The organism is Desulfurellaceae bacterium, assembly GCA_021296095.1.
GTDB lineage: Bacteria > Desulfobacterota > Binatia > Bin18 > Bin18 > JAAXHF01.
The window spans coordinates 1-17,747 of record JAGWBB010000060.1; the positions used below are offsets into that span (position 1 = coordinate 1).

Genomic DNA, 17,747 nt, shown 5'->3' on the forward strand with positions numbered 1-17,747 from the left:
GGACGTTGCGAGCCGGAGTATAGAATTCGGTCTCCAGATTCTCCTCAACCGCAATGTCGAACATCGCGTCTATGACGTGCTTGTTCTCCATTGCGGCGACTTCTTCGACCGTCTTGCCAATGAACTTTTCGTTCTTCTTGTTCTTCACGGTTTCGACCGTGAAGTCTTTGAGCGATCCGGTCACGACCGGGGTGTGGCCGGTATCATACTCGGCGACCAGAGCCTGACGAATGGCCGGGTTCTTGAGCTTTTCAAGCCGTTCGGCCGGCGTACCCATGGTCACTTCGCGCAGGACATCGTTGCCGTCGAACAACCCTGACATATCGGCAAAACTGAAGTACAGCCCTTGACGGAATGTCGCGGTCTGGTTGTAGATCTTGCGTCCGGCTTTGTTGGTCTTTTGATGGATGCTCGGCCGGTCGTCACGTGTGGCGGTGGCATTGAACAGAATCGGTCGGCCACACTCGTCGGCCAAACGATCATAGAACCGCATGTCGGCTTCAAAGTCCGGGCTGGATTGGGTGAGCTGAATAAAGCCCTCTCCCCGGTCCTTCAGCACCCGACCGAAGGCGAGCACGTCTTCGTCAGCCATGGTGTCCGTCACCATCGGGGTGCCGTCGTAGTCGCGCTGGACAGACACAAAGCCGTCACCCAAACGCTGGGCCGAGAATCCACAGCCACCGGCGTCCAGTGATTCACTCAGAATCTGGCTCATGATCTGCTTTTCTTTGTCGGTAGCCGGACGAGTCTTGGCCGCCTCCAGACCCATGGTCCAGATCATGATCGGGGCAATCGGCACGAAGCTCAGGACGTTGATCCCTTTGGGCGTCCGGTCAAGAAAGTCCAGCCATTCGGGGAAGGTTTCCCACTCCCACTTCATGCCGGCCTTCATCGACTCGTAGGGGATGGCTTCGACCCGAGACATGGTCAACATCGCCCGCTCGCGCATATCGGGCTTCACCGGCGCAAAACCAAAGCCACAGTTGCCGAGCACGATGGAGGTCACTCCGTGCCAGCCGGACAGCGTGACGTAGGGGTCCCAGTTGATCTGGGCGTCATAGTGGGTGTGGAGATCAATAAATCCCGGAGCAACCACCAGGCCGTTGGCATCCAGGGTCTTTGCGGCATCGCCGGGTTTGAGCGTGCCGGGTTGTGCGATCTGTGCAATCTGCCCGTCCTTGATGCCGACGTCCCCGATGTACCGGGGTCGACGGCTGCCATCAACGATCGTGCCGCCTCGAATGAGGGTATCAAAAGTTGCCATACGGCCCTCCTCAGATATGGGATAAAAGTGAACGTTCGTTCAGCGTTCCTCCCTAACCCTTACACCCCGAATCCGTCCGTGTCAAACCCAAAAGCGTCGCCCAGATTGATCCACGTTCCAGAACCTGTTAAGGGCACTGCCTGAAGGAGGACGAGTATGGATATTGGTATTACGATGTTTGCGACTGACTACGCTATGCGTCCGGACGATCTGGCCGCTGCCTGTGAGGAGCGCGGCTTTGAGTCGATCTGGTTCCCGGAACACACCCACATTCCGGCCAGCCGTCTGTCACCCTGGCCGGGCGGGGCGGAGCTGCCCAAGGAATACTGGCACACCCACGACCTGTTCGTGGCGCTGATGGCGGCCGCCGGCGCGACCAAGAAGATCAAGATCGGCAGCGGGATCTGTCTGGTGATTGAGCGCGACCCGATCGTGCTGGCCAATGAGGTGGCCACGGTCGATCAGCTGTCCAACGGTCGTCTGCTGTTCGGCATTGGCGGCGGCTGGAACGCCGAGGAGATGGAGAACCACGGCACGCCGTTCAAGCGGCGCTGGAAGGTCTTGCGCGAGCGCATCGAGGCCATGAAGGAGATCTGGGCCAACGAGGAGGCCGAATACCACGGCGAGTTCGTGAACTTCGATAAGATCTGGTCCTACCCCAAACCGGCCCAGAAGCCCCATCCGCCGATTCTGCTGGGAACATTCAACGGCGGCCTGAAGCGCGTGGTCAACTACTGTGACGGCTGGGTGCCGGTCGGCTTTGACACCAGCACGTTGCCCGAGTCGATCAAGGAGCTGCGCGCCCTGGCCGAGCAGGCCGGACGCTCGCCCGACGAGATCCCGGTCTCGATTTTTGGCTCGTCCGACAAGGAAGAAGCCCTGGCCAGCCATCAAGAGCTGGGCGTTGAGCGGGCGGTCCTGTTTCTGCCCTCGGCCGATAAAGACACGCTCATGCCGATGCTCGATAAATATGCGAGTCTGGTTCCCAAGTTCGCATCCTAGGCCGCGCTGATTGCTTGCAATAAAAAGGGCGACCCATAGCAGGTCGCCCTTTTTTACGTTGTGGCGTCGCGCGGCTTAGCTAATGCCGTACAGCGCGGCGGCATTGCCACCGACCACACCGGTCAGCACGTCTTCCGGCGCATCAGAGAAGTTCTCTTTGATGTACTCGGCCGACCGCGGCCACGGCGAATCGGTATGCGGATAGTCGGACGACCACATGATCTTGGTCGCGTCGAGGCGTTTGTAGGTGTCGATCCAGGTATCCTCGAACTGGAAGGTGCACCACACGTTGCGCTTGATGTACTCGCTCGGCATCATCGTCAGCTGAACATTCTGGAAGTGGCGCAGCCGGTCATAGCCGTGGTCCAGACGGTACATGAAGTGCGGCAGCCACGACACGTCGTTCTCGGCCGAGACGATTTTCAGCTTGGGATGGCGCTCGAACACGCTGCCGAACACCATGTCGGACAGGGTCAGCTGAATTTCCTGGGGCAGGCTCATGTAGCCGTACAGGATATTGCTGAAGTCGATCCCGTGGCCCTTGCGGGAGGTCAGGATATGCAGCGACAACGGCATGTTCATATCTGCGGCGGCGGCCCAGAACGGATCGTAGTCCGAATGGCTGTAGGGCCGGTCTTCCGGGGGCGCACCCCAGATCAGAGCGCCGCGCAGACCCTTTTTGGCGATCCGCTCCAGCTCGGCAATACCGGCCGGAATGTCTTCCAGGGTCACCGCGCCGAGGCCGACGAGCCGATTCGGGTTGTAGCTGGTGTACTCGGATGCCCAGTCGTTGAAGGCGCTGAAGGCCGAGGCGCGCAGTTCGGCGTCTTCGAGCCCGAACAGCAGCATGCCCATTGAGGTGTACATCGCTTCGGCGCTGACGCCGTCCTTGTCCTGGTCCTTGAGCCGCTCGGCCGGGTCCCACACGCTCTTGGGCGCCACGCTGAAGCCCTTTTCCATGTGGGCCGGCAGCTCTTCGGCGCTCTTGCCCGAGCCAAAGAAACCCGCCACCGGAACCGGGGTGATGTTTTCACACACGAAGAATTCGCCCGGTTTGCCGTTGTTGCCCTCGACGGTGTGGGGTGCCCGGTCGCGGAACTTTTTATCCATCCGCTCGGCCCACATGTCGGGCGGCTCAACAAAGTGCGAATCTCCAGAAATAATGCGATGTGCCATGCTTGGCCCTCCTTAGAGTAAAGAATACACACGTCCTGACGAAGGCAAAACCGGCTGAGCGTTCATTCAGCGGAGCGGCCTTCTACCCACAGCCCTCCTTAAACGCTTTTCCCAGTGAAGTCAAATGGCTGGGTGCCGTGTGCCGGGGGGTACAGGCTGCTGAGACGCGGTTTCGATCGGCAGAGCCGCCTACGGGTTCCGGAATATAGAGATTCCCCGTAACTCTGCCATAATGGGCCGCAACCCAGAGGAGAATCTCGGCCAAGAACAGATGCGGCAAAACACGTCATGGCAGTCAACAGGGACAAACCGGACCAATGGAAACGAGATATTGCGCAGTCGATAGACATGTACAACCGCTGGTTCGTGCAGTTTGCACCGGAGGCGTACCGGACGACACGGGTGCAGACGACAAAGGATGTTGAAGCGAGGCTGAAAGGGACAAAGAATCTCGCGGATATTGGTGTAGCCTTGCTGAAAGCTAAGCCGGCTGTGCTGCCAACGCTTCGGATGGCGACCTGTCCGCCACTCGCGGTAGATCGTCTGGTTGGTCTGGCGGGTGTTTCCAGGAACCTCGTTGCAAGGATGGAGAAGGGCGAACTGCCGTCGCGGATGCAGCGAGAGGCGTTAGACCGCGATCTTGAGAAGATTGGAGAGACCATCAAAAGGATGGCAGACCCGGACATCTTCGTATGGCTCGAACGTGGCGATAGACCATCCAGGCAGGAACTGTATCGGGCCGCAACGGTCGTGGCGGATCGTCTGTGCGGTGCGGTCGCCAATCCAATTGTGCGCAATGCGCAGGAAAAGCGGCAGCTTGCCGCTATCGGTGAATGGCTGACGGGCAATGGCTACTCGTACCTGCCGCCGGGCGAGGGTACGCGATACGATAACATGCAACCAGGCACGTTCTCGTTCCGATTGAACGTGCCGGTCGAACAGGAAGGGACTGACAGGTCAATCAATGTCCCTGTCGATGCTGTGATCATGCCAAAAACTGCCAGGGCTGGTGAGTTTCCGTTTCTGATAGAGGCGAAATCAGCGGGCGACTTTGCGAATGTCAATAAGCGACGTAAGGAAGAAGCCGTGAAGATGAGCCAATTGCGGCACACCTATGGTTAGGACGTGCGGTTCATCCTGTTCCTGTGTGGTTACTTCGACAGCGGCTATCTCGGCTACGAAGCGGCAGAGGGGATCGATTGGGTATGGGAGCACCGTATCGACGATCTCAAGCAATTCGGACTGTAGATGATGAAGAAGCTGATAGCGAGTTTGGAAGAGCGGCGGCTGGCCCTGCAAAGGGAGCTGGACGCGGGGAAGGACTCGTCGGAATGGAACCGCATGGGTCAGTTCGCCACGCCGACCGGCCTGGCCGTTGCCATGCTCCGCTACGCAAAGAGCCACCTCGGCGCCAGCGACAGGGTGCGCTTCATCGATCCTGCCCTCGGCACCGGCTCGTTCTATTCGGCTTTGCTTGACGTATTCCCCAAAGGAAGGGTCAGCGCCGCCGTCGGCTATGAAATCGACCCGCACTACGGCGCACCCGCCTTAAAACTGTGGGCGGACAGCGGGCTCGATGTTCGCTTGGAGGACTTCACCCGAGCCCAAGCGCCGACCGAGCCCGACCAATTCAATCTCCTGATCTGCAATCCCCCCTATGTGCGGCACCACCATATCGAAAATGGCGAGAAGCAGCGCCTGAAGGCTCGGACGCGAGCAGCCTGCGGTGTGGAGATCAAGGGCCTGGCCGGGCTGTACTCCTACTTCCCGGCGCTGTGCCATGCGTGGATGGCGGACGGCGGTCTTGCCGGCTGGCTGATCCCGAGCGAATTCATGGACGTGAACTATGGCGTGTGTGTGAAGCGTTATCTGCTCGACAAGGTGACGCTGGATCACGTTCATCGGTTCGATCCGAACGAGGTGCAGTTCGGAGATGCCCTGGTGTCGTCAGCCCTTGTCTGGTTCAGCAAAGAGAAAACGCCGCGAGATCACGCAGTGCGATTTACCTATGGTGGTTCCCTGGAGCGCCCGCGGCTGGAGCGTCTCGTGCCGGTCAAGACCTTGCGCCCCGACTCGAAGTGGACGCGGTATCCGGCACAAGCGGGCTATGCGGCGGCAGAGGGACCGTTCTTGGGTGATTTTTTCGAGATAAAACGCGGATTGGCGACCGGAAACAACAGCTACTTCATTCTCCCGGCCGAAGAGATTGAGCGCCGCGAGCTGCCACTGGAGGCGTTCCAACCGATCCTGCCGAGTCCGCGCTACGTCCCCGACGACGAGGTGTCAGCCGACGAACAGGGGAATCCCGTGCTGAAACGGCGGTTGTTCCTGCTGGATTGCCGGCTGGAGGAAGACGAGATCAAAAAACAACATCCCAAGCTGTGGGCCTATCTCGAAGAGGGCAAGGCGCAGGGTATCCCGGAACGCTATCTTTGCCGCCACCGCACTCCGTGGTACTCGCAGGAGAATCGACCGCCGCCGCCGTTTGTCTGCACCTACCTCGGCCGGAGTGACAACAAGGACGGGCGACCCTTTCGCTTCATCCTCAATGCTTCGCGGGCAACGGCCGCAAACGTGTATTTGTTGCTGTACCCGAAGGGGCCGCTCGCGGCTGCCCTCAAGAACAACCCGGTTCTGAGACGACAGGTCTGGCGGCTTTTGAATGATATTGGCCCGCAAGCGCTGCTTGGTGAGGGCAGGGTATACGGCGGTGGGCTTCACAAGCTGGAACCGAAGGAGCTGGGCAGAGTCCCGGCGGCCGCGATCGCGGAGCTGCTGCCCGACTCGGCACGGCCGCACGTGCACAAGCAGGGTGAACTGTTCGAGGCCGCACCCGCTGGGCTGAGTAGGTCGGTTAGCGGAGCGTAATCCGACAAGCACGGCAGACCTACAAGACTGACCCCCGAGACGATAGGAGCGGGGCTCTTATCCTGCGGCCCCGTCGATATGGACCTTACGGTATGAGAACAGCCAGCGTCCCCCGTGTCTGACCAGCCGGTCTTCGTACTCCCCGGCCATGACGACCCGGCTGCCGCCCTCCTTGGTGGTTGAGGTAAGCAGCAGAAAGCACTTCGAGCGGGCCGTCTCGCCGTCCACCTCGGTCAGGATGCTGGTCACATAGTGGCGCAGCTTGGGGTTGTCGGCTGCCAGCCGTTGGACCTCGGCGGTAAAGCGGTCGAGTTCCCGATGGGCGTCAAACGTGCCGATTACCCCGTCGAAGACGCCGTCCGGCGCAAAGCAGTCGGCCCAGCCCTGATAGTCGTCGTGGTCAATGGCGAAATTATACCGCGCAATCAGCTCGGCGATGGCGGTTTTGTCCTGTGCGTCGCTCATGGCGTTCCCTCCTGCTGTTCGTGTCGGGGCTCGGTCATTTGAGCTTCGTGCGAGCTGCCTGCCCTCTTGTTCTTCTCCCCTGCGCTGCGTATCGTAGACGCACAGCCGTCAGGCTTTGTAAAGGGGGCAGACATGACATGGTATCAGCAAGAGCCGGACGTAGCGCCGCGCGAGGTCGATATGAACGCCGACCGCGTGGCAAAACTGAGCGACCTGTTCCGCCACGCGGTTGAGGAGCAAAAACTGTTCTGGGGAGCGCAGCTGGCGGTGTTCCGCCACGGCAAGAGGGTGCTCGACCTGGGCGGCGGCTGGGCGCGGGCCAGCGACCACAAACCGATCAGACCGGACACGATGTTTGTGCTGTACTCGTCAACCAAGGGGCTGGCCGCGCTGTGCATGCATATGCTGCGCGACCGCGGGACCTTCGACTATGACGATCTGGTCAGCAAATACTGGCCTGAGTTTGCCCACAACGGGAAAGAGCGGGCCACGATTACCCATATGCTGGGCCACCGGATCGGTAATACCGTTGGTCCGGACTGGTTGACCTACAAGCAGTGGGGAGATTTTGCCCAGTGTGCCAGGGCGATGGAGGAGTTGGCCCCACGCTGGACGCCCGGCGAGGCCAACGGCTATCACCCGCTCAACTATGGCTTCATGATTAACGAGCTGATGCGACGGACGGACGGACGCGATTGTGGGACCTTTTTTCAGCAGGAGGTGGCCGCTCCGCTCGGACTCGACAGCCTGTTCATCGGTCTGCCGGAATCGGAGGAAGAGCGGGTCGCCTGCGTCTATGAGGCGCCGGCTGACCGCGACTCCATCGTCGAGATGGCTAAGCTCATGGGCTTTACCCCGGACGAGGAATATTTTCGGTTTCAGCGCGATATCATGTTTGAGGAGGGGCTCGATCCCAAGACGCTGCCGTTTCCCGAGTGGGATAATATCTTTAACCGTCCCGAGGTGCACCGGGTCGTGCTGGCCGGCGGGGGAGGGATTGCCGCAGCCCGGGACATCGCCAAGGTGTACGCCATGCTTGCCCAGAACGGCAGCTGGGAGGGGCAGCGTTTCCTGTCGCCAGAGACCCTGGAGCAGAGCATCGTGCCGACCAGTCAGGCCGACGCGATTGATCGGTCTCTGCGCATTCCGGTGATCTACGGCTACGGCTGGATGCTTGGCCACCTGGCCCGCGGCGCCTCGCTGCGCACCTTCGGGCATCCGGGCAAGGGTGGGCAGACGTGTGTGGCCGATCTGGAGCGCGGACTGTCGTTTGCCTTTCTGAACACCGGCCAGAAGGATTATGCCGAGTTCATGCAGTTTTCCAATGAACTCCTGTCCCTGGCCCTGGAGGCGTGTGACGCATGAACCCGACCATGAAGTCTGTTGTCCGCGCCGTGGTGCTGTTCAGTCTCGTGCTCAGCCCTGTGGCGTCCGGGGCAGCCGAGCCGAACGGTGCCGAGTCTACCCCTCCGCCCCTGTTTGATACGCTGGGAGGCTACCAGCACTCCGTCACCACAAACTCCGAACTGGCTCAGCGCTATTTCAACCAGGGGCTGCGGCTGGTGTACGGGTTCAACCACGCCGAGGCGATCCGGGCCTTTCAGCACGTCGTGCGGATCGATCCGCGCTGCGCCATGGCCCACTGGGGGCTGGCCCTGGCCCTGGGACCGAATATCAACGCGCCGATGAACGATCAGCGCGGCCGCGAGGCATATGCCGCGATTCAGCAGGCGATCACCCTGGCCCGGTATGCCAGTGAGCACGACCGGGCCTATATTGAAGCGCTGGCCACCCGGTATGTGGCCGAGCCGGAAAGCGCCGACCGCGACGCCCTGAACCGTGCCTATGCCGAGGCCATGCGCGGCCTGTCCGAGCGCTACCCCGACGATCCTGACGCCCGGACCTTGTTTGCGGCCGCGCTGATGAATATCCGGCCGTGGGACTACTGGACACCCGAGGGGCAGCCCAAAGCCAACACCCTGCAACTCGTGGCGGCTCTGGAGAGCGTCCTGGAGCGCTTTCCCGACCACATCGGCGCTATCCACTACTATATCCACGCGGTTGAAGCCTCGTCCCAACCCGACCGGGCCCTGCCCTACGCCCGCCGGCTGGGCGAGCTGATTCCGGGTTCCGGTCATCTGGTCCATATGCCGTCGCATATCTATATGCGCCTCGGTCTGTATCGCGACGCGACCTTCAGCAATACCCGGGCGATTGAGGCCGACGAGACCTACATCGAGGCCGAAGCTCCGCAGGGGATGTATCCGAACATGTACTATCCCCACAATATCGACTTCCTGTGGGCTGCCCAGCACATGGAGGGCCGCAGCGTCGAAGCCATTGAGACCGCTCGCAAGCTGGCCGAGCGCGTCCCGGTCGAGCGCGCGCGTCGGTTCCCCTTCCTCGAGGCCTGGACGGCCATGCCGCTGTGTGCGCTGGTCCGCTTCGGCAAGTGGCAGGCGGTGCTCGAGGAGCCCCAACCGACTGCGGACCTGCGCTATATGACCGGGCTGTGGCACTACGCCCGGGCCCTGGCCTTTGCCGCCACCGACCGGCTCGATGAGGCCAGAGCCGAGCAGACCGAGCTGAACGCGGTGCTGACGACGTTTGATAAGGGACGACAAATGATGGGCCGCAACTCGGCCACCGATCTGCTGGGCATTGCCGTCCGGGTCGTGGCCGGAGAATTGGCGGCCAGGGCGGGCAAGACCGACGAGGCGGTCCGGCAGCTGGAAGAAGCGGTCGCCGGCCAGGACCGGCTGCGCTACAGCGAACCGCCGCCGTGGTATTATCCGGTCCGCCAATCGCTCGGAGCGGTGCTGCTCGACGCCGGCCGGCCGGCCGAGGCCGAGGCCGTCTACCGGGAGGATTTGCGGCGGAATCCCGACAACGGCTGGTCACTGTACGGGCTGGCCCAAAGCCTGCACGGCCAAAAGAAAACCATACCGGCCAGGCGGGTCGAGCGGGAGTTTCAGAAAGCCTGGGCGCGGGCCGATGTCAGGCTGAGAGCGTCTCGGTTCTAAGCCCCGGGACACACGGGAGAACGGCATGTCACACACCCTGCTCGGTATTTCCGGCAGCCTCACGTCCGGTGGCAGCACCCGCGCCCTGGTCGACTATGTCCTGCGGGCGGCCGAAGAAGCGTTTCCGGATATTGCCACTGCGGTGGTCGACCTGCGGGATGTCCGGCTGTCGTTTTGTGATGGCCGGCCGCTGGCCGAGTATCCGGACGACACGGCTGCGGTGGTCGCACGGATTCAGGCTGCGGATGCCTATGTGATCGGCACCCCGATCTATCGCGGCTCGTATACCGGGGCGCTGAAAAATCTGCTTGATCATATTCCGGTCGAGGCCCTGACGGGCAAGGTGGCCGGCCTGGTCGGCAACGCCGCCTCCGACCATCACTATCTGAGCATCGACCAAGAGCTGCGTCCGGTCCTGATGTGGTTCAACATGCACCTGGTGCCGGGTAGCGTGTATGTGCGCGGCAACCAGATGCAGGGCAGCCAGGTTGTCGACGACCGGGTCCAAGACCACCTGCGTCAGCTCGGCCGGGCCGTCGTCAGCCTCCACCGGGGCGTGCAGACGACCGCGGGCGGGCCGCCGCCGCTGAGCCAGTGGGCGGGGCGTCGCGGCTAGGCCGCCGCCGAACGCGGGTATAAGGGGGAAGCCGTATGCGTTTTGTCATCTTTGGGGCGGGGGCGGTCGGCAGCGTCATCGGCGCGCATCTGAGCCAGGCCGGGGCCGAGGTGTTGCTCATCGGTGACGGGCCGCACGTCGACAAAATCAGGGCCGATGGGCTCAAGCTGTTTGGCCGCTACGGGGAGTTCGTGACCCGGCCGGCCGCCTGCTGCGCGCTTGACGAGTGGGACTTCCGGCCCGACGATGTCGTGTTCCTGGCCGTCAAGACCTACGACACCCCGGTGGCGCTTGAGCAGCTGGCAGATAAAGTTCCATCCGATACTCCGCTGTTCTGTTTTCAGAACACGATGAGCAATGAGGACATGGCGGCCGAGCGGTTCAGCCGGGTGTACGGGGTGGCCCTGCACCTGGGCGCCCGGTATGTCTTCCCCGGCGAGGTCAGCCACCTGGGCGGCAACACGCTGGTGATCGGACGCTATCCCGAGGGCCAGGACGAGACGGCCGAGGCGGTTGTCGCGGCGCTTAACAGCGCCGGTCGGGAAGCCATTCTGACCGACACCATCGTGCCCTATAAGTGGGCCAAGTTCTGCGTCAATCTGCTCAACAGCCCGCTGGCTATTCTGGGCCTGTCCGGGGCCGAGGCCATGAATCGGCTCGACACCCGGCACTTCCTGGCCGAGGTCTTCGACGAGGCCCAGCAGGTCCTGTCAAAAGCCGAGACCCCGATGAAGACCCTGCCCGGCGACCGTCCCTTGCCGCAGATGGTCGAGTGGCTGCGCGGCGCCTATACGCCCAAGCCGCTGCCCGAGCGCGCCCAGCAGGTGTTCCCGTCCATGTGGCAGGATATCTACTGCCGCCGTGGCCGGACCGAGGCGCGCTACTTGAACGGCCGGGTCGCCGAGCTTGGCCGCCGGCTGTCAGTCGCCACGCCGGTCAACGCCCTGCTGCCCGACGTGGTCGACGGCATGGCCGAACGCCGGGAGCTGCCCGGAACGTATAGCTTGTCGGATGTGTACCGGTTGTTGGGTCGTGAAACCTGAGACAGGAGGAGTGTATGAAACTGCTGGCCTTTATGGGTGTCGGCAAAATCGGCATTGTGGAAAGGTCGCTGCCGGAGCCCGGTCCGAACGATGCGGTCATCAAAACGACCGCCTCGCTGATCTGTACCTCAGACGTCCATAACGTCCGCGGGACGATCCCCCTGCCCGAAGGCCGCGGCCTCGGCCACGAGAGCGTCGGCACGGTCTATAAGCTCGGCGCCCAGGTGCGTCAGCACAAAGAGGGCGACCGGGTGGCGGTCAGCGCGATCACGCCGTGCGGCCGCTGTCAGCACTGCCAGCGGGGCTTCAGCTCACAGTGTGGTGGGATGCTGGGCGGTTACAAGTTCACCAATGAGCGCGACGGCAACTTGGCCGAATATTTCCTGGTCAACGACGCCGACTACAATCTGGCGCCTATTCCGGACACCCTCAGCGACGAACAGGCTCTCTACACCACGGATATGATGTCAACCGGTCTGGCCGGGGCCGAGCACGCCGACATTCCGGTCGGCGGCACGGTTGCCGTGTTTGCCCAGGGACCGGTCGGCCTGTGCGCAACCGCGGCCTCACGCCTGGTCGGAGCCGGGCTGGTGATTGCGGTCGAATCCAAACCCGACCGCCAGGAGCTGGCCAAACGCATGGGCGCGGACAGTATTGTCGATCCCAGCCAGGGCGACGCGGTTGAGCAGATCATGGACCTGACCGACGGGCTGGGGGTGGACTCGGCCATTGAGGCGGTCGGGTTGCCGGTGACCTTTGAGAACTGTATCAAGGCCACCAAACCGGGCGGGGTGATCTCCAACATCGGCTACCACGGCGAGGCGGGCGACTCGCTGCGCATCCCTCTTCCTGAGTTCGGCCTCGGCATGGGCGATAAAACGATTCGGACCGCGCTGTGTCCGGGCGGCCGGGAGGTCACCAGCCGTTTGTTGCGCCTGCTGGAGACCGGTCGGATCGATCCGACCCCGTTGACCACCCACCGCTTTCCATTTGCCGAGATCGAGACCGCCTTTCACATGATGGAAACCAAGGCCGATAACATCATCAAGCCGCTGATCAGTTTCTAAGCGTTCCCATGGCGGTCGCGCGTGTCAGCCGTCCGGGCGGGCGCTTAGGCCCGCTGCTGGGCTGTGCGGTGGGGTGTCTGGTGGCGGCCGTGGCGTCAGCCGAACAGCAGCTGGAGGATGGCCTAGCCCTGTTCGAGCAGCAACGCTGGGCCGAGGCCCAACAGGTTTTTTCCGAGCGGCTGCGCCGTTCTCCAACCGACGCGCAGGCGCATTTTTACCTGGGGCGGATCGCCTTCGGCCAACACGACTACGACACCGCCGTTGCCCGGTTCGAGACCGCTGTCGATCTTCGGCAACACGACGCCAGCTTTCATATGTGGCTCGGCCGTGCCTACGGTCGCCAGGCCGAGCGCGCCGCTGTCTGGCGGCAGGTCTGGCTGGCCCGAAAAGTGCGCCGACAGTTCGAGACCGCTGTCGCGCTTGACCCGGAGAGCGTTGCCGCGCGCTGGGATCTGATGGAGTACTATGCGAAGGCGCCGGGCTTCTTGGGCGGGAGCCGTGACAAGGCCAGAATCCAGGCGCGGGAGATAGAACGGCGTGACGCCGCAGAGGGGAAGGCAGCCTGGCGACTGATTGCCGAGACCGAATAGGCTGGCTGGGCCGCCGTGCTGCCGCCCGTCTCAGGCGGACTTTGCACGCTGGCGCATGGGCGCGTTAATGACCACCTCGGCCGGATTGTTTTCGTGCACGAAGTCAATCCGGACATTGTCCGAGTCAACCGGCAGATGGCGACCGATGGTGGCCAGAATATCCTGACGGAGAGCCTGCATCTGTTCGGGCGACAGCCCGAGGCGGTCGGAGACCAGAACGGTGAGCAGCCGATGCTTTGCCTGTTCCTTGCTCCCGCTCGAGCCCAAGAGCCGCCGGATAAACCTGTTCAGGGCCATAACTCATCTCCTAAACAAGAAATTCCCGAGTCGCTGCATCACCCCTTGGTGTCCGTTCAGCTCTGGAATCGGTACGTCCTCGCCGAGCAGGCGCCGGACGATACGATTGTAGGCCTGTCCCGATGCGGCGCGTTCATTCAGGACGACCGGTGCGCCCCTGTTGCCGGCGACAACGACTTCTTCGTCTTCGGGGACAATGCCCAGCAGGCGAACGGCCAGAATATCCAACACGTCCTGTTGGTCGAGCATATCGCCCCGTTTGACCATGGCCGAAGACATGCGGTTGATGATCAACTGAGGGTCGCCGACCTCGTTTTGCAACAGGCCGATCACCCGGTCGGCGTCACGGACCGGCGAGACATCCGGGGTGGTAATCACAATCGCCTCGTCGGCTCCGGCAACCGCATTCCGAAAGCCCTGCTCGATACCGGCCGGACAGTCGATCAGAATGAAGTCGTGGTCTTCCTTGAGGCGGCCGGCGAGTTCCCGCATCTGGTCGGGGTTGACGGCATCTTTCTGATCGACCTGGGACGCCGGCAGCAGGCTGAGTTCGGGCACCCGCTTGTCCTTGACCAGCGCCTGGCGAATCTGACACCGGCCGCTCACCACATCCACGAGGTGATACACAATCCGATTTTCCAAGCCGAGGATGATATCGAGATTGCGCAGCCCGATGTCTCCGTCAATCAACACGACTTTTCGACCGTGCTTGGCCAGACCGAGACCGATATTGGCCGTGGCGGTGGTTTTGCCCACCCCCCCCTTACCTGAAGTCATGACAATGACTCGTCCACTCATGACACGCAGCCTCCTACTCACTTTCCCCGATGCGAGAAAATCATGATTTGTTCGTCTCTCACACACGCCATTTCTGGCTGCTGGACGCGACGCGACCGCCTGGGATTGTCTTCCGCACGGGCAATGATCGGTCCGATCCTGAGTTGCAGCGGAGTCAGGTTGAGGGCGATAACGACCGCCTCCGTATTGTCGGGATAGCCGGCGTGGACCACGCCCCGGATCGTGCCAAAGACGATCACATCGCCGCCGGCCAGGATTTCGGCCCCCTGATTCACGTCGCCGACCAGGACCACATCGCCCTCAAAGGTCTGTTTCTGGCCGGAGCGCAGATTGCGGCGGACATACAAGGCGTTGCCCTTTGGCGTGGTCGTTTCCTGAGGACGGGGGACGGGAGTGGGGACCGACAGGCTGTCCCGGACCGGCAGGCCCTCCTTGTACAGGATGTCGCGGCTGGGCTGAAGCGCGGCCACCGCGTAGCGTGGCAGCAGCCCCTCGCGTAGCAGGAGTTCTTTCAGGCGCTCCCAGTCCTCTTTCTGAACCAGACGTTTGCCAAAGTGTAGGATGACCGGCGAATCGCGGAAGAATCCGTTTGCCCGCGACAGCTCTTCCTCGGCCGCGGCCACAACGTCTCCAAACTCGGCTTGGTCATTGAATAGAAAAGTCGGCCCGCTCTTCAGCCCTTTGATGCTGAACAGTTGCACCCCTGCCCCAGACACACCTGCCTCCTCCAACCGGTCTTTTCTCCGATCCCCCCTGTCTGCATGTGTGAAACTCCAGGGGTACAACCCTCAGTAGCAAAAAAAACGCGCCTCTACAATATCTAGTGGTCTCAGGCCGTATTGGACAGCGCTGCGGGCCGGGCCTCATCGGGCCGACCCGCTTGCGGCCTGAGACCAGCGCGCTATAAGAACGGTTCGGAGACGAGCGACCTGAGGAGGGAATATGCACCGAGAACGCGATAAAAAAATCCGCCGCCGTCGCCAGCGCCGGGCCAAGGCTCGCAAGCTGCGGATCAAAGAGCTGAAACGACAGGCGATCAGAACAAAAGCCTGAGTTCCGGCTCAGCCGCACCCGAGCCACACCACAGCCGGAAAGCTCCCCCCCCGGCGGCCAAGACCGCCGGAACCTGACATTGCCTTTATGCCCCAGATTGGCTAGAACACTGGGCAGCATGGATCACGCGAGTCAGTCCAGTCTTTCCTACGCGCGCGCCGGCGTGGACAGCGCCAAGGCCGACAGCGGACTCAGTCGTCTGCGTACCTGGATCGAAAAGACGTTTGCCTTCAACCCCCAGGCGCATCCCCACCTGCCGCTGGGCTATTTCGCCAACGTGATTCGTCTTGAGGGCCTCAACCTCGGGATCGGGTTTACCACCGACGGGGTCGGCACCAAACTGCTGGTGGCCGAGCTGTTGGGCAAATACGATACGGTTGGTATTGATTGCATCGCCATGAACGTCAACGACCTGTTGTGCGTTGGCGCCACGCCGGTCTCCTTTGTCGACTATCTGGCCGTCGAAGAGGTGCAGCCGGATATGCTTGACGCTCTGGGCAAGGGCTTGTGCCGCGGCGCCGAGCTGGCCAGCATCAGTATCGCCGGAGGAGAAATCGCCCAGCTGCGTGAGATGATCCGCGGCGCCCAGGTCGGCACCGGCTTTGACTTGGCCGGTGCCGCAATCGGCACGGTGGCGCTCGACCGTCTGATTATCGGCCAGGATGTTGAGCCCGGAGACGCTTTGATCGGCCTGGCCAGCAGCGGCATTCACAGCAACGGCCTGACCCTGGCACGCCGCGTACTGGCGGGCGAGACGCCGCTGAGTCTGGACCGCCAGCTGCCCGAGTGCGGCCGAACGGTCGGTGAGGAGTTGCTGGAGCCGACCCGGATCTACGTACCCGAAGTCAGCGCCATGCTGGCCGCCGAGGTGCGGGTCAAAGCCCTGATGCACATCACCGGCGACGGGTTTCTGAACCTGCGCCGGATTGCCGCGCCGGTCGGCTTTCGGATCGAAAGCCTGCCCGAGCCACCGCCCATTTTTGCGGTCCTGCAAGACCTGGGCAAGCTCAGCGATGCCGAGATGTTCCAGGTCTACAACATGGGCGTCGGGCTGTGTGTGGTTGTCCCCGAGGCGGATGCCGAGCGCATCATCGAGCTGGCTGCCGGGCACGGCAGCCGCGCCTGGCGGCTGGGTACGGCGGTCGCCTCAGCCCAGCGCACAATCCGCATTGAACCCCGCCGTCTGACCAGCCAGGATGGACAGTTTGTGAGGAACTGAGCGGGCCGACGGTGTCGGATGCCTGATCTTGAGACACTCGATAGAACCCGACTGCTGGCGCTGACCGTCAGGGGCCGCAAGACAGACCGGCCGTACACGGTGCAGGTGTGGTTCACGGTCGGCCAGGGCACCATTTATGTCACCTCGGGCCGGGGCTCGAACGCCGCGTGGGTGAAAAATCTGCGCCGCAAACCCGAGGCCGAGCTGCAAATCGGCACCACCCGGCTGCGCGGACGGGCAACCTGGCTTGACCCGGCCACGGTTGAAAACGAGGTGTTGCCGCGCTTTTTCCGAAAATACTGGTTGGCCCGCATTCTGGGCTGGGTCGGCGGCTGGTACCGGGAAAAATTCGCCTTTGCCATACAGCTGGACGACGGCGATGCGGGCTGATCCCGTCAGGCTGTCAGACGGTCCAGACGGCGGTAAAAGTCCAGCAGAGCCGGACAGCGCTCCACCGCAGCTTGTGTCTCGGGTGAGACCCTGGCGCGTAAAAAACTGAGCTGACCAAAGATCGCCAAATCGGCCAGGCTTGGCCGCTCGGCGCCAAAAAAGAACGGTCCGGCCCCCAACACCGTCACCAGGTTGGCCAAGTGTCCGTCGAGTTCGGCCCGCAGCACCTCGACGGGCAGCCGCCCCGTTCCCTGGGCGCGCACCTGGGCGGCGATGAGACGCGGCACCACCAGGCGCACCAGCGGCCGCAGCAGGGCCGGTGTGGTGGGCAGAACAAGGGCGACGGTACGTGCGGCGTTGGCCGGAATCGTCCACCGAAACGCCATGCCGTACCAGTACAGCGACTCGTCGGCCCAGTCTTCGAGCAATTGCTGTTGGACCGCGACCGAGGGGTCCGAGTCCAGCAGGGGCGGCGTCGGCTTATACACGTTGAGCGCCCGCAGAATCAGGGTTGAATCGAACAGGCGTTGGCCGTCAAGGTCGAGCGCCGGCATTTTGCCGGTGACCGGGTTGTGGCGGCGGATATCGCGGGGCAGCCGCGGTTGCTGGAGCTGGAAGGGCAGCTGTTTGAGCAGCAGGCCACGATAGACCTTCTCCACAAACGGTGAGGTGCGCGCCCCATACAGAATAATCGTCATACGCGTTCTAGCTGCGCAGCCCGCGAAAAAAGGTTCGGACATCGTCAATGAGCAAGTCCGGCTTTTCCATGGCCGCAAAATGCCCGCCGGCCGGCATGTCCGTCCAGTGGGTGACGTTGTAGGCGCGTTCGGCCCATTCGCGCGGCGGTCGGGCCAGTTCCTGGGGAAACGCGGCGAT

General features: G+C 62.5%; 19 protein-coding genes. 12 read left to right on the forward strand and 7 right to left on the reverse strand.

Translation table 11 applies throughout. The features are described from left to right. On the reverse strand, nucleotides 1–1,264 hold a 1,264-nt coding region (locus J4F42_14680), incomplete at its 3' end, for an amidohydrolase family protein (protein ID MCE2486756.1). A 156-nt stretch (nucleotides 1,265–1,420) separates the two neighbouring features. Here J4F42_14680 and J4F42_14685 point away from each other — a divergent pair. Then, nucleotides 1,421–2,266: an LLM class F420-dependent oxidoreductase gene (locus J4F42_14685; protein ID MCE2486757.1), complete on the forward strand. Its 846-nt coding sequence runs from the start codon at nucleotides 1,421–1,423 to the stop codon at nucleotides 2,264–2,266. 75 nt (nucleotides 2,267–2,341) lie between these two features. Here the strand turns inward: J4F42_14685 and J4F42_14690 are convergent, their stop codons facing one another. After that, a complete protein-coding gene (locus J4F42_14690) occupies nucleotides 2,342–3,442 on the reverse strand; it encodes an amidohydrolase (protein MCE2486758.1) in 1,101 nt (366 codons plus the stop codon). 288 nt (nucleotides 3,443–3,730) lie between these two features. On the opposite strand from J4F42_14690, the gene J4F42_14695 reads away from it, so the two are divergent. The 3 genes from J4F42_14695 to J4F42_14705 are packed head-to-tail and all read left to right on the forward strand — an operon-like array spanning nucleotide 3,731 to nucleotide 6,310. Further along, nucleotides 3,731–4,564, forward strand: coding sequence for a XamI family restriction endonuclease (locus tag J4F42_14695; protein MCE2486759.1), 834 nt, complete (start codon nucleotides 3,731–3,733; stop codon nucleotides 4,562–4,564). A 3-nt stretch (nucleotides 4,565–4,567) separates the two neighbouring features. Next, a complete protein-coding gene (locus J4F42_14700; protein ID MCE2486760.1) occupies nucleotides 4,568–4,690 on the forward strand; it encodes a XamI family restriction endonuclease in 123 nt (40 codons plus the stop codon). Nucleotides 4,691–4,693: 3 nt separating this feature from the next. Continuing rightward, nucleotides 4,694–6,310, forward strand: coding sequence for an Eco57I restriction-modification methylase domain-containing protein (locus J4F42_14705; GenBank protein ID MCE2486761.1), 1,617 nt, complete (start codon nucleotides 4,694–4,696; stop codon nucleotides 6,308–6,310). 57 nt (nucleotides 6,311–6,367) lie between these two features. Here J4F42_14705 and J4F42_14710 read toward each other — a convergent pair whose 3' ends face one another. After that, nucleotides 6,368–6,775: a nuclear transport factor 2 family protein gene (locus J4F42_14710; protein MCE2486762.1), complete on the reverse strand. Its 408-nt coding sequence runs from the start codon at nucleotides 6,773–6,775 to the stop codon at nucleotides 6,368–6,370. 132 nt (nucleotides 6,776–6,907) lie between these two features. On the opposite strand from J4F42_14710, the gene J4F42_14715 reads away from it, so the two are divergent. Genes J4F42_14715 through J4F42_14740 form a run of 6 tightly spaced genes read left to right on the forward strand, consistent with a single transcriptional unit; the run spans nucleotide 6,908 to nucleotide 13,114 of the window. Beyond that, nucleotides 6,908–8,140, forward strand: coding sequence for a beta-lactamase family protein (locus tag J4F42_14715; GenBank protein MCE2486763.1), 1,233 nt, complete (start codon nucleotides 6,908–6,910; stop codon nucleotides 8,138–8,140). An 8-nt stretch (nucleotides 8,141–8,148) separates the two neighbouring features. Next, a complete protein-coding gene (locus tag J4F42_14720; protein ID MCE2486764.1) occupies nucleotides 8,149–9,798 on the forward strand; it encodes a hypothetical protein in 1,650 nt (549 codons plus the stop codon). A 25-nt stretch (nucleotides 9,799–9,823) separates the two neighbouring features. Continuing rightward, the gene (locus tag J4F42_14725; protein ID MCE2486765.1) at nucleotides 9,824–10,414 is read left to right on the forward strand and encodes an NAD(P)H-dependent oxidoreductase; all 591 of its coding nucleotides are present in this window, start codon (nucleotides 9,824–9,826) and stop codon (nucleotides 10,412–10,414) included. Between the two features lie 35 nt (nucleotides 10,415–10,449). Next, a complete protein-coding gene (locus J4F42_14730; protein ID MCE2486766.1) occupies nucleotides 10,450–11,457 on the forward strand; it encodes a ketopantoate reductase family protein in 1,008 nt (335 codons plus the stop codon). Between the two features lie 14 nt (nucleotides 11,458–11,471). Next, nucleotides 11,472–12,524, forward strand: a complete 1,053-nt coding sequence (locus J4F42_14735) for an NAD(P)-dependent alcohol dehydrogenase (protein MCE2486767.1) — start codon at nucleotides 11,472–11,474, stop codon at nucleotides 12,522–12,524. An 8-nt stretch (nucleotides 12,525–12,532) separates the two neighbouring features. Then, a complete protein-coding gene (locus J4F42_14740; GenBank protein ID MCE2486768.1) occupies nucleotides 12,533–13,114 on the forward strand; it encodes a tetratricopeptide repeat protein in 582 nt (193 codons plus the stop codon). A 30-nt stretch (nucleotides 13,115–13,144) separates the two neighbouring features. Here J4F42_14740 and J4F42_14745 read toward each other — a convergent pair whose 3' ends face one another. The 3 genes from J4F42_14745 to minC are packed head-to-tail and all read right to left on the reverse strand — an operon-like array spanning nucleotide 13,145 to nucleotide 14,925. Beyond that, complete coding sequence (locus tag J4F42_14745; protein ID MCE2486769.1) at nucleotides 13,145–13,411, reverse strand: cell division topological specificity factor MinE; 267 nt, start codon at nucleotides 13,409–13,411, stop codon at nucleotides 13,145–13,147. A gap of 3 nt (nucleotides 13,412–13,414) precedes the next feature. After that, nucleotides 13,415–14,209 carry a septum site-determining protein MinD gene (gene minD, locus J4F42_14750; GenBank protein MCE2486770.1) on the reverse strand — a complete coding sequence of 265 codons (795 nt, stop codon included), beginning with the start codon at nucleotides 14,207–14,209 and terminating at the stop codon, nucleotides 13,415–13,417. A 17-nt stretch (nucleotides 14,210–14,226) separates the two neighbouring features. Continuing rightward, nucleotides 14,227–14,925, reverse strand: a complete 699-nt coding sequence (gene minC / locus J4F42_14755) for a septum site-determining protein MinC (GenBank protein MCE2486771.1) — start codon at nucleotides 14,923–14,925, stop codon at nucleotides 14,227–14,229. 455 nt (nucleotides 14,926–15,380) lie between these two features. Between minC and purM the strand changes: the two genes are divergently transcribed. Next, nucleotides 15,381–16,481, forward strand: coding sequence for a phosphoribosylformylglycinamidine cyclo-ligase (gene purM / locus J4F42_14760; GenBank protein ID MCE2486772.1), 1,101 nt, complete (start codon nucleotides 15,381–15,383; stop codon nucleotides 16,479–16,481). Nucleotides 16,482–16,499: 18 nt separating this feature from the next. Then, nucleotides 16,500–16,871, forward strand: a complete 372-nt coding sequence (locus tag J4F42_14765) for a nitroreductase family deazaflavin-dependent oxidoreductase (GenBank protein ID MCE2486773.1) — start codon at nucleotides 16,500–16,502, stop codon at nucleotides 16,869–16,871. A gap of 5 nt (nucleotides 16,872–16,876) precedes the next feature. Here the strand turns inward: J4F42_14765 and J4F42_14770 are convergent, their stop codons facing one another. After that, nucleotides 16,877–17,569, reverse strand: coding sequence for a glutathione S-transferase family protein (locus tag J4F42_14770; GenBank protein MCE2486774.1), 693 nt, complete (start codon nucleotides 17,567–17,569; stop codon nucleotides 16,877–16,879). Nucleotides 17,570–17,747: the final 178 nt, after the last annotated feature.